We start from the raw sequence: 11,133 nt of genomic DNA, 5'->3' as shown, positions 1-11,133 counted from the left end.
CATGTCAGAACAGTATAGAGATGCCGGCGTGGACATCACGGCCGGATACCAGGCAGTCAACCAGATCAAATCCCATGTCAAACGGACGATGCGCAAGGAGGTCATCGGCGGACTCGGTGGCTTCGGTGCGGCTTTCGACCTGTCCAGCCTGAACATGAAATCCCCAGTCCTCGTTTCCGGAACGGACGGGGTCGGCACGAAACTCAAGCTTGCGATCGATCATGGCCGCCATAACACCATCGGCATCGACGCCGTGGCGATGTGCGTCAACGACATCCTGACGACAGGCGCAGAACCGCTCTATTTCCTCGATTACATCGCGGTCAATAAGGTGGTCCCGACGCATATCGAGCAGATCGTCGAAGGCGTGTCAGCAGGCTGCCAGATGGCGGGCTGTGCACTCATCGGCGGCGAAACTGCCGAGATGGGCGACATGTATGGAGAAGGCGAATATGACATCGCCGGATTCAGCGTCGGCGCGGTGGAGAAGACGAAATACATCGACGGCTCGAATGCAGAGCCGGGCGACCAGATCATCGGCCTCCCTTCAAGCGGCATCCATTCCAACGGCTACAGCCTCGTCAGGAAATGGCTCGCTGACTATTCGGTGGATGTAGACGATACACTGGACGGTACACCGATCATCGACCTGCTGCTTGAGCCGACACGCATCTATGTGAAAAGTGTGCTTGCTGTATTGGAACAGGTCGAGGTGAGGGCGATGAGCCATATTACGGGCGGCGGATTCATCGAAAACATACCGCGTGCCTTCCCTGAAGATGCGGGAATCGACATCGACGCCTCGAAAATTGCAGTGCCTAAAATCATCGACTGGCTCATCTCCTTGGGGGAAATGGACAGGAAAGAAGCGTATAATGTGTTTAACATGGGTATTGGATTCATACTCTGTGTCGGCCGGGACGAAGCCGACCGTACGCTCGGGATCCTGGAAGCCGCCGGTGAGGCGCCCGTTGTGATCGGGGAAGTGACCGAAGGAAGCGGCTTGACGATCCATGGCTACTAGGGTTGCGGTCCTCGCTTCCGGAGGAGGCACGAACTTTGAAAACCTTGCACACCGTGCCGGGAACATCGGCATGGAGATCGCCGTCTTGATCACCGATAACAAGGATGCGTTTGCCGTCACCCGCGCGGAACGGCTGGGCATCCCCTGCGTGGTCCACGCACGGGGGGATCATCCGTCGAAAGCGGCGCATGAATCGGCCATCATGAAGACACTCGGGGCATACGACATTTCTTATATACTGCTCGCCGGATACATGCGGATTCTGTCGGCCCCCTTCATTGAGCGGTTCGAACGCCGCATCATCAATGTCCATCCTTCCCTGCTGCCGAGCTTCAAGGGCAGGGACGGCATCCGAGATGCCTATGAATACGGTGTGAAGGTGACCGGTGTGACCGTACACTTCGTCGATGCCGGCATCGACACGGGGGAGATCATCGACCAGATGCCGGTGATGATCGAAGCGGGGGACACGCTTGAAGCGGTCGCACGCAAAATCCATGAGACGGAGTATGCACTCTATCCAAAAGCCATCAAAAAAGTTCTAAAGGAGAGAGACGATGAAGAAAGCACTCATTAGCGTTTCCGATAAGAGGGGACTCGAACCATTCGTGCGCGGTCTTGCGCGCAATGACTATGAAATCTATTCCACAGGGGGCACACTGAAGGAGATAGAATCCTTCGGAGTCCCGGTCGAGAACGTCAGCACGCTGACAGGCTTCGAAGAAATACTGGACGGACGTGTGAAGACGCTCCATCCGGCCGTCCATGGAGGAATACTTGCAGACCGCGACAACAAGTCGCACATGGCGGCACTCGAATCGGAGGGCATTGCACCGATCGATCTGGTGGCGGTGAACCTCTATCCGTTCAAGGAGACGGTGGCGCAGGCGGATGTGACTGAACATGACGCGGTCGAGAACATCGACATCGGTGGACCGACCATGCTGCGTGCCGCTGCCAAGAACTTCAAGCATGTCACAACGGTTGTCTCGCCGGAAGACTATGGTGAAGTCATCCAGCGTATCGAATCGGATACGCTCGATGAGACATACCGCCGCTCCCTCATGATCAAAGTGTTCCGCCATACGAACGACTACGACCAGGCGATCGTCAACCACTTCAGCCAAGCTGAGGAGACGCTCCGCTATGGCGAGAATCCGCACCAGTCGGCCCGTCTTGTCAGGACGACGGAGGACCGGAATACGATCCTCAATGCCGATGTGCTCCATGGCAAGGCGCTGTCCTACAACAACCTGCGTGATGCCGATGCCGCGTTCCAGCTGGCCAAGAAGTTCACGATGCCGGTGGCGGTCGCCGTCAAGCACATGAACCCTTGCGGTGTAGGCACTGGCGAAACGATTGCGGAAGCATTCAGGAACGCCCATGAAGCGGACAGCCAGTCGATCTTCGGCGGCATCGTTGCGCTCAACAAGACGGTCGACCGGGAGACGGCGGAACAGCTCCATTCCATCTTCCTTGAAGTCATCATTGCGCCGAATTTCGATGAGGCGGCACTTGAAGTGCTCACCCAGAAGAAGAACGTCAGGCTGCTCGAGGCCGACTTCCGTGAGGATGAGCATGCAGAGGAGTTCGTCAGCGTGTCCGGCGGCTATCTCGTCCAGTCCCAGGATACGGGTGCACTCCAGGAGAACGAAATCAAGGTGGTTACGGAAAACAAGCCGACGCGTGAACAGATGACGGCGATGGCGCTGGCCTGGGAAGTTTCCAAGCATGTCAAAAGCAATGCGATCGTCCTGGCGAATGAAAAGCAGACCGTCGGCATCGGTGCCGGACAGATGAACCGTGTCGGTGCGCTCAAAATCGCCATCGACCGGGCACTTGAACTCGGTGACAATGTCGTGATGGCAAGTGACGGCTTCTTCCCGATGCCGGATACTGTCGAACTGGCGCATGCGCATGGCATCCGCTCGGTCATCCAGCCGGGCGGCTCCAAACGCGACCAGGAATCCATCGATTTCTGCAACGCGCATGACATGGCGATGGTCTTCACGGGTATGAGGCATTTCAAGCATTGATCAATGGATACAGCCGGATGCGTCCGGCTGTTTTAATATCGGAAGGGGCGGTTTTATGAATGTGGCTGTAATCGGTGGCGGAGGCAGGGAGCACGCACTCGCAAGGAAGCTTTCCGATTCGGAGCGTGTGGATAAAGTCTTCGTCATGCCGGGGAACGATGGCATGCGGGATGTTGCAGAAGTGCATCCGGAAATCGGGGAGACCGACTTCGAAGCGATGGCGGATCTTTGCACAAGTAATGTGGTGGAGTGGGTGATCGTCGGTCCGGAAGCACCGTTAAGCGGCGGCGTGGCGGATTTTCTGGAAGGGAAGGGCATCAAAGTGTTCGGACCCAGGAAGGAAGAATCCAAAGTCGAGTCCTCCAAGGCATTCGCCAAGGACATCATGGAGCGTCACGGGATTCCGACAGCGAAGTATGAATCCTTCACTGACTATGATGCTGCCTATCGATACATAGAATCGGTGGGGGCGCCGATCGTCCTGAAAAAGGATGGGCTTGCCGCAGGCAAAGGCGTCGTCGTCGCTAGGGATATGGACGAGGCGCTGGCGGGTCTGGATGTACTGATGGAAGATTCGGATGCGCCGGTCGTCATAGAAGAGTTCCTGGAAGGGGAGGAGTTCTCCCTGATGGTGCTCGTCAACGGCGAGTACACGCATTCCTTCGAAATCATCGCCCAGGATCATAAGCGCGCATTCGATGGTGACGAAGGACCGAATACCGGCGGCATGGGCGCCTATGCGCCGGTGGAACACATCAAAGAGCCGGTGAGGCGGGCAGCAGTCGAACAGATCGTCGAACCGATGGCGCATGCGATGGTGGCGGAAGGGCTCGACTACTTCGGTGTCCTCTACCTCGGGGCCATCGTGACGGAGGATGGCGTCAAAGTCATTGAATTCAATGCCCGCTTCGGCGACCCCGAAGCGCAGATCCTCCTTTCGCTGATGGAGGATGACTTCATTGATGTGCTTGAAAAGGTGGAAAAGAAGGCGCCGTTTGAGCTGACCTTCTCGCCGGCATACAAGGTCGGGGTCATGCTCGCAAGTGCGGGCTACCCGATGGCATATGAAAAAGGGCACACCATCGATTTTGATGCGGTGCGCGATGCGTGTTATGTAAGCGGCCTTGAACAGGTGGATGATGGATGGCACACCAACGGCGGCCGTGTGCTTCTCGTCACCGGCGAAGGTGCCTCGATCGAAGCTGCCGTAGAAGATGCATATTCCAATGTGGGCAAAGTGAAATTTGACGAGGGGGGCCTTTTCCTGAGAAGGGATATCGCCAAAAGGGCATTGAACCGGGAATGATCGGTTTCTGTTACCATAGATGCATTTAACGAGTGACAGTTGGGCCTCCAATTGTCATTGGTGAGGACCGCGAGTGACAGTTGGGCCTCCAATTGTCATTGGTGAAGACCGCGAGTGACAGTTAGGCCTCCAATTGTCATTGGTGAGGATCGCGAGTGACAGTTGGGCCTCCAATTATCATTGGTGAAGGCCACGAACGACAATTGGCCCATTCAAAAATAAAAATCCACAAAAAAGGCGTCGCCAGAACACCGTCCGTGTAATGGCAACGCCTTTTTCCTATTCGAATGAATCCTGAATCTCGTCTTCTGTCCTTTCAGAACCGGATTCGTCCCGTTCAAGGTCTTTCCCCTTATCCACTTTTCTGTCTGCCTCGGTATCCATCTCTTCCGATGGGTTTTCCTTGGTGCGGGCTTCCTGTGCTGCATCTTCGATTTCGGATTTCTTATCTTTATCTTTAAAGTCCATTGAAATCACTCCTAGGGATACTTGGTTTGGGTTGATATCATATATATTAATTACTTATCTGCTGTTAGTTGAGGTATACCCATGGCTGAGATTTCCTAAACAAAAATTTTAATATTTCTTTTTCTGATGATGGGTCATTCGATGCATTCAGAAAGGAATTCCTCTATAATGGGAAGGGATATTGAGGTGAAATCAAATGAAGTGGTTGAAGCAACAAAGTGAAGTGATAATCAGCGTCCTCCTGGGGGTCTTCTTCGTCGTTCTGGGACTGTTCATATTGTTCAATACAGGCAGGATCAGAAGCGATGGAGAAGCTGTGGAGACGCCGCAGATAGATACGTTTTTCGATCTGTTCGATGCTTTTTTTGTCGAGGTTCTGAATATATTGGGGATGGTGATCGGCGGGTTCCCGATCATCGCGGGCATCCTGTCGATCCTGTTCGGTCTTGGGATGTTCAAGATCGCCCAGCTCATTCGCAAAACGACGGAGTATGATACAGAGTTGTCCTTCTTCTTCATCGGGCTCTCGTTCTTTCTGTTCCTGCTGACGACATTGCTGATGTTCCAGGTCTACGGATGGTTTGCTCTGCTGTTCCTTTTGGCGTTCATCGTCCATATGCTCTACAACATCTTCAATGAGCAGCTGGACCCGAGGCACCGCAAGGAGCACTATATGGTCATATTGTCCTTCTATGGACTGGCCTATTTCTTTACACAGACTGCCGTCTATTCGAATATCGATACGACGCTGTCCCCGACGGATGTCCTATCGATCAATACATTTTTCGGCACCCTCTGGGTGCTGTCGCTCATGGCACTCTGGGTGGGGGTCTTCCTGTCGAAGTCGAAGAACCTCCTCAAGAAGCCGAAGAAGGGGGACCAGGCGACATTATCCCGGAAGAACAGAAAGCGGAGGCTGCACCCGGACGAATATCTGGGATTCTCAAAACAGCTGTATGACATGCGCAACGGCCTGTTGCACAGGGTGAAGACGTTCATGGAAATCGAGTTTCCATCCTGGCTCAAGCCGAATTATTTGGAACTGCTGCTCGGAACGCTTGTGCTGATCTTCATCCTGATTGAATTCAATAATCGGCATGGGGTCTTCACGGAAGGCTATTTCAGAATATCCGACATGCAGTATATATATGAATGGGTCAACCTGTTCATCGCCCTCGCGCTGGCAGTGGCGTACCTGTTCACAACATTCTTCAACATGACGCAGAACAAGTACTATCACCGTCAGATGATCATCATCACCGCCCTCTGGCTGAAAGTGACGGTCAGCCTGTTCATCACCCTCTTCAGGGATGTGGAACTGTCGCTGTTCATACTGCCATTCAACATCCTGCTCGTCCTATTGACAACACCGCTGCTCATCATAAGCATATTCAAGGAATTTCATGAAAAGGGGAGATAACAGATGAAGCATATTGAACATCATACTTTTACAGGGAGAACAGACAATCCGGATGTGAAGGAACGTGTGCATCAGGTCATCAGCCAGTGGAGTGAAGAGACGCCTGCCAGCGTACCGGTATTCATCGGTTTCCGCTCTGATGAAGGGGTGCGGCGCAACAAGGGGCGCACCGGTGCATTCGATGGTCCTGTGAAAGTCCGGCAGAAGATGGCATCACTGCCCTATACGGAGCCTGTATACGACTACGGCAGTGTCGTGGGGGATGAGGATCTGGAAGCTTCCCAGGAGGCGCTCGGCGAATGTGTGGGGGAAGTGCTCGCCCGGGACCAGTTCCCGCTCATCATCGGCGGCGGCCACGAGACCCTCTACGGGCATTACCTCGGTGTGCGTAAGGCCTATCCGGACAAGCGGATTGCGGTTGTGAACTTCGATGCCCATTTCGACCTGCGGGATGAAAGGCCGTCTTCCGGCACGATGTTCCACCAGATCCTCTCAGAGGATGAGGACATCGACTATCATGTCCTCGGAATCCAGTCTTCCGGCAATACCAAGACACTGTTCGATACGGCGGATGCATTCGGCGTGCATTATGCAATGATGGATGAAGTGCGGTCCGCAGACGCATACGCACACACCCTCTCCAAGCTGTCGGAATATGATGTGGTGTTCGGGACGCTCTGCATGGACTCTGTGCAGCAGAGTGTGGCACCCGGCACAAGCATGCCTGCCCAGAATGGCTATACGGCGCAGGAAATTCATGGTATGGTAGCACAACTTGCCAAGCTTTCCAATCTTGTAAGCTTCGACATCAGTGAAGTGGCCCCGGCCCTTGATACCGATGACCGGACAAGCAGTCTGGCCGCAAGTCTATTCCACACCTTCATGACAGAAAGGGAGACATTTTGATGAATACGATACAGCTGAAAAGAGGACACGAACGTGCCTATATGAATGGGCAGCTGAACATAGACAGGGAAGACCTGAGCGACGACACATTCCTGAAGGATGGTGAAATCGTCAAGCTTGAAGATACCTATGGCAGGCTGGTCGGCATCGCCATGATCAGTTTCGAGCAGAAGGCCCAGGGCTGGGTGCTGACGCGCGATGAGCAGGAGGCGATAGATGATGCCTTCATTGGGCGGCGGATCAGGGAAGCGCTGGAGAAGCGCGCCCCCCTCTACAACCAGGAGGATACGACGGCATTCCGCCTCTTCAATGAAATCGGGGACGGCATCGGCGGCTTCACCGTCGACAACTATGACAATCATCTCCTCATCACCTTCTATTCCCGGGGCATCTACAAAATCCGGGACCTGATCATCAAGACATTGATGGTGGAGCTGAAACCGGACTCCATAACGGAGCAGACGCGTTTCAGCGATCAGGGGAAGATGGAGACGGTAAACCGACGTGTCATGGGCAATGTCGAATTTCCCATTACGGTAAAGGAATCCGGGATGATCTACAGTGTACATCTCGATGAAGGACCGATGACGCGGCTGTTCCTGGATCAGCGTGAGACACGCAAGACGCTGATCCACAACCCGTTCAACGCGAAATCGTTCCTCAACCTCTTCAGCTACAGCGGGACATTTTCAATCGCTGCGAGAGAGGGTGGAATGATGACGACGAGCGTCGACCTGGCGAAGCGGAGCCGTGAACTGATCACGGAAAACTTCAATGCCAACAACATGTCGCTCGACGGCCAGAGCATCTATATAATGGAAGCTTTCGAATACTTGAAATATGCGGAGCGGAACCGCCAGCGCTTTGATGCGATACTGATCGATCCGCCAAGCTTCTCACGCTTCGGCAAAAAGGTGTTCAAAGTGGAGCGGGATTTCCCGAAGCTCATCAGGGAAGCGCTCAAGGTACTGAAGCCAGGGGGCCATCTGATACTCAGCCAGAACCTCGAGTCATTCACGCTTAACCAGTTCAAGCGCCAGATCGACAGGACGCTGACAGATGCCGGCTATTCCTATACGCTTGTCGATGTCAAGGGGCTGCCCAAGGACTACCCGACTGTGAAGGGATACAAGAATGGCAAGTACCTCAAGGTGGTCACGGTGCAGATCAACAAGTAGATTGGTTATCAGTGGACTGAAATGGGTATATTCAAAACGACGATGATCAAAATAATGTACAAAGGAGTTTTGAATATGTGCGCCCAACCGCTCACTGAACAGCAGATAGAGGAAAAAGAGCAGGAAGCCCGTGAAATGGTTCATCAGAAATCCCTGTACTCCTCCATCGCAGCAGCCCTGCCGATACCATTGCTCGACGTCGGTACGGATATGAAGCTGATGAAGGACATCAGACAGGAGGCAGAAGAGATCTTCGGCTTCGACCACAAGCAGGTCAATGACATTTCCGACGATCTGATGAACCGTGCTGCCGTGATGGCGACCAGCATCGGGAGCGAATTCATAGGCAGCCAGACAACCAAGATGCTGCTGAAGAGGGGGTCCAAGAATTCCAAGCTCACAAAGTTTGGGGTCATCCCGCTCCTCAGCAGGGTCATCGGTGCTGCAGTAAGCTATAAAGTGATGCAGAAACTTGGCAACGACTATGTCGATAAATGTGTTGAAATGGCCAAAAGCCAGACGGTCTGACAGGCTTATGCTCCTTCTTCGGGGAAAATTCCCGAAGAAGGCTTTTTTTATTTGGGCACGGTCTGGAGTACGAATATAATTTTTGACCCATGTGGGACAAAAAGTGAAAAGTTTACGCCTGCAACGATGGTGGTATATTAGAATATCGCAATTATACGTGGTACAATGAAGCTAACCATGTATGTCTATCATGTAAACTTATAACGCATTCTAAAGGAGACTAACGCAATGGAACAAAAATCTTATCTCATTACAGACGAAACAGGAATTCACGCAAGACCAGCTACAATTCTGGTACAGACAGCATCCAAATTCGATTCCGACATCCAGCTTGAATACAACAGCAAGAAAGTGAATCTCAAATCCATCATGGGCGTCATGTCACTCGGTGTAGGCAAGGATTCCGAAGTTTCCGTGTATGCGGAAGGCAAAGATGAAACTGAGGCAATTGAAGCGATTACTGAAACTCTTTCCAAAGAAGGACTGACCGACTGATGTCAAACATCCTGAAAGGAATTGGTGCGAGTGACGGTGTAGCGATTGCACCTGTATACTCCCTGGAAGAGCCTGACCTGACATTTGAAGGTAAACAGATTGAACCCGGCCAGGAAGATGCCGAGGTTGAACGTTTCAAGGCTGCTTTCAACCAATCCAAAGTAGAAATCACCAAAATCAGGAATCATGCGGAAGAGGCTGTCGGCCCGGAGCATGCTGCGATATTCGATGCACACCTGCTTGTGCTCGATGATCCGGAGTTCCTCGGACCGATTGAAGCCCATATCCGCAACGACCAGAAGAGTGCGCCTCAGGCACTTCTGGAAACGCGGGACCAGTTCGTTGCAATCTTCGAGAATATGGAGAATGAATACATGAAGGAACGGGCGGCGGATATCAAAGATGTATCCAAGCGCGTCCTCGCCCATATGCTCGGAAAGGAACTGCCTGACCCGAGTAAGATCGATACACCTGTTGTGATTGTTGCAGAAGATCTGACGCCTTCGGACACAGCCCAGCTGGATAAGAATTTCGTCAAAGGTTTTGTGACGAATGTGGGCGGACGTACGTCCCACTCTGCAATCATGTCCCGTTCCCTCGAGATACCGGCTGTCGTCGGAACGAAGGAGATAACGGCTGTTGCGAAAGTCGGCGATGATATCATCGTGGATGGCAGCGCAGGGGAAGTCATCGTCAATCCGACTGAAGAGGAAGTCCTGGTCTATAAGGACAAGGAAGCACGTGTACAGGAAGAGAAGGCGGAACTGCAGAAGCTTGTAGATGAACCATCCGAAACGATGGACGGCATCGCTGTGGAGCTCGCTGCGAACATCGGTACGCCGGACGACCTGGACGGCGTGAAATCGAACGGCGCCGAAGGCATCGGCCTCTACCGTACCGAGTTCCTCTATATGGGCCGGAATGAGCTGCCGACTGAAGAGGAACAGTACGAAGCCTACAAGAAGGTGCTCGAGGACATGGATGACAAGCCGGTCGTCGTACGTACACTGGATGTCGGCGGAGACAAGGAACTGCCTTACCTGGATCTGCCGAAGGAAATGAATCCTTTCCTCGGCCACCGCGCCGTGCGCATGACGCTAGATAATCCGGATCTGTTCAGGACACAGCTGCGTGCACTGCTCCGTGCGAGCCAGCATGGCAACCTGAAGATCATGTTCCCGATGATTGCTACCATAGATGAATTCAACCGTGCGAAGGCACTGCTGATCGAAGAGAAGGACAAGCTCGTCGATGAAGGTGAGAAGATCAAAGAGGATATCGAAGTCGGTATCATGGTCGAAATCCCTTCAGCGGCAATCCTCGCAGACCAGTTTGCGAAAGTGGTGGACTTCTTCTCCATCGGAACGAATGACCTGATCCAGTACACTATGGCTGCAGACCGGATGAACGAGTCCGTAAGCTATCTGTACCAGCCGCACCATCCTGCACTTCTCAGACTCATCAAGATGGTCATTGATGCAGCTCACAAGGAAGGCAAATGGGCCGGCATGTGCGGAGAGATGGCCGGCGATGAACAGGCTGTGCCACTGCTTCTTGGGCTCGGACTCGATGAGTTCTCCATGAGCGCATCTTCAGTACTCAAGGCGCGTAAGCAGATTTCCCAACTCAAGAAGACGGATATGGAACGTCTGGCCGCATCCGCAATCGAATGCAAGGATTCGGAAGAAGTGCTTGCACTGGTTGAGGAATATACAGGCAAGATATAGAAACATCACACGCACGGATGCATCCGTGCGTGTTTTTTGCCGTCA

The 11,133-nt window shown here is 53.1% G+C and carries 11 protein-coding genes; 10 read left to right on the top strand and 1 reads right to left on the bottom strand.

All coding sequences use genetic code 11. From position 1 onward, the window contains the following. Position 1 precedes the first annotated feature (1 nt). From purM to purD, 4 genes are read left to right on the top strand one after another with little or no spacing between them, the layout of a single operon-like run. Positions 2-1,024, top strand: coding sequence for a phosphoribosylformylglycinamidine cyclo-ligase (gene purM, locus LLU09_RS04220; RefSeq protein ID WP_228310597.1), 1,023 nt, complete (start codon positions 2-4; stop codon positions 1,022-1,024). After that, the gene (gene purN / locus LLU09_RS04215; protein WP_228310596.1) at positions 1,014-1,601 is read left to right on the top strand and encodes a phosphoribosylglycinamide formyltransferase; all 588 of its coding nucleotides are present in this window, start codon (positions 1,014-1,016) and stop codon (positions 1,599-1,601) included. The genes purM and purN overlap by 11 nt, the downstream gene beginning before the upstream one ends. Beyond that, a complete protein-coding gene (gene purH, locus LLU09_RS04210) occupies positions 1,582-3,060 on the top strand; it encodes a bifunctional phosphoribosylaminoimidazolecarboxamide formyltransferase/IMP cyclohydrolase (protein ID WP_228310595.1) in 1,479 nt (492 codons plus the stop codon). Before purN ends, purH begins: the two co-directional genes overlap by 20 nt. Before the next feature lie 55 nt (positions 3,061-3,115). Continuing rightward, positions 3,116-4,366 carry a phosphoribosylamine--glycine ligase gene (gene purD / locus LLU09_RS04205; protein ID WP_228310594.1) on the top strand — a complete coding sequence of 417 codons (1,251 nt, stop codon included), beginning with the start codon at positions 3,116-3,118 and terminating at the stop codon, positions 4,364-4,366. A gap of 279 nt (positions 4,367-4,645) precedes the next feature. On the opposite strand, the gene LLU09_RS04200 is transcribed toward purD, so the two are convergent. Then, positions 4,646-4,834 carry a hypothetical protein gene (locus LLU09_RS04200; RefSeq protein ID WP_228310593.1) on the bottom strand — a complete coding sequence of 63 codons (189 nt, stop codon included), beginning with the start codon at positions 4,832-4,834 and terminating at the stop codon, positions 4,646-4,648. 196 nt (positions 4,835-5,030) lie between these two features. Here LLU09_RS04200 and auxA point away from each other — a divergent pair, with 196 nt between their 5' ends. From auxA to ptsP, 6 genes are all read left to right on the top strand, one after another. Continuing rightward, on the top strand, positions 5,031-6,254 hold the full coding sequence (auxA, locus tag LLU09_RS04195) for a lipoteichoic acid stability factor AuxA (protein ID WP_228310592.1): 1,224 nt from the start codon (positions 5,031-5,033) through the stop codon (positions 6,252-6,254). A 3-nt stretch (positions 6,255-6,257) separates the two neighbouring features. Continuing rightward, positions 6,258-7,160 carry a formimidoylglutamase gene (gene hutG / locus LLU09_RS04190; protein ID WP_228310591.1) on the top strand — a complete coding sequence of 301 codons (903 nt, stop codon included), beginning with the start codon at positions 6,258-6,260 and terminating at the stop codon, positions 7,158-7,160. Further along, entirely contained in the window at positions 7,160-8,338 is a 1,179-nt protein-coding gene (locus tag LLU09_RS04185) for a class I SAM-dependent rRNA methyltransferase (RefSeq protein WP_228310590.1), read from the top strand. The genes hutG and LLU09_RS04185 overlap by 1 nt, the downstream gene beginning before the upstream one ends. Positions 8,339-8,413: 75 nt before the next feature. Continuing rightward, the gene (locus LLU09_RS04180) at positions 8,414-8,866 is read left to right on the top strand and encodes a hypothetical protein (RefSeq protein ID WP_228310588.1); all 453 of its coding nucleotides are present in this window, start codon (positions 8,414-8,416) and stop codon (positions 8,864-8,866) included. A gap of 228 nt (positions 8,867-9,094) precedes the next feature. Next, positions 9,095-9,361: a phosphocarrier protein HPr gene (locus tag LLU09_RS04175; protein ID WP_031548319.1), complete on the top strand. Its 267-nt coding sequence runs from the start codon at positions 9,095-9,097 to the stop codon at positions 9,359-9,361. After that, a complete protein-coding gene (gene ptsP / locus LLU09_RS04170) occupies positions 9,361-11,088 on the top strand; it encodes a phosphoenolpyruvate--protein phosphotransferase (protein WP_228310587.1) in 1,728 nt (575 codons plus the stop codon). The genes LLU09_RS04175 and ptsP overlap by 1 nt, the downstream gene beginning before the upstream one ends. Positions 11,089-11,133 lie beyond the last annotated feature (45 nt).

Source organism: Salinicoccus sp. RF5 (assembly GCF_020786625.1).
In the GTDB taxonomy this organism is placed as follows: Bacteria; Bacillota; Bacilli; order Staphylococcales; family Salinicoccaceae; genus Salinicoccus.
This window is presented reverse-complemented; position numbering and strand designations above follow the sequence as displayed.

What these genes read in the sequence shown, in the direction of transcription:
- purM (WP_228310597.1), top strand. Translation starts at nt 2, where the DNA reads ATGTCAGAACAGTATAGAGATGCCGGCGTGGACATCACGGCCGGATAC.
- purN (WP_228310596.1), top strand. Translation starts at nt 1,014, where the DNA reads ATGGCTACTAGGGTTGCGGTCCTCGCTTCCGGAGGAGGCACGAACTTT.
- purH (WP_228310595.1), top strand. Translation starts at nt 1,582, where the DNA reads ATGAAGAAAGCACTCATTAGCGTTTCCGATAAGAGGGGACTCGAACCA.
- purD (WP_228310594.1), top strand. Translation starts at nt 3,116, where the DNA reads ATGAATGTGGCTGTAATCGGTGGCGGAGGCAGGGAGCACGCACTCGCA.
- LLU09_RS04200 (WP_228310593.1), bottom strand. Translation starts at nt 4,834, where the DNA reads ATGGACTTTAAAGATAAAGATAAGAAATCCGAAATCGAAGATGCAGCA.
- auxA (WP_228310592.1), top strand. Translation starts at nt 5,031, where the DNA reads ATGAAGTGGTTGAAGCAACAAAGTGAAGTGATAATCAGCGTCCTCCTG.
- hutG (WP_228310591.1), top strand. Translation starts at nt 6,258, where the DNA reads ATGAAGCATATTGAACATCATACTTTTACAGGGAGAACAGACAATCCG.
- LLU09_RS04185 (WP_228310590.1), top strand. Translation starts at nt 7,160, where the DNA reads ATGAATACGATACAGCTGAAAAGAGGACACGAACGTGCCTATATGAAT.
- LLU09_RS04180 (WP_228310588.1), top strand. Translation starts at nt 8,414, where the DNA reads ATGTGCGCCCAACCGCTCACTGAACAGCAGATAGAGGAAAAAGAGCAG.
- LLU09_RS04175 (WP_031548319.1), top strand. Translation starts at nt 9,095, where the DNA reads ATGGAACAAAAATCTTATCTCATTACAGACGAAACAGGAATTCACGCA.
- ptsP (WP_228310587.1), top strand. Translation starts at nt 9,361, where the DNA reads ATGTCAAACATCCTGAAAGGAATTGGTGCGAGTGACGGTGTAGCGATT.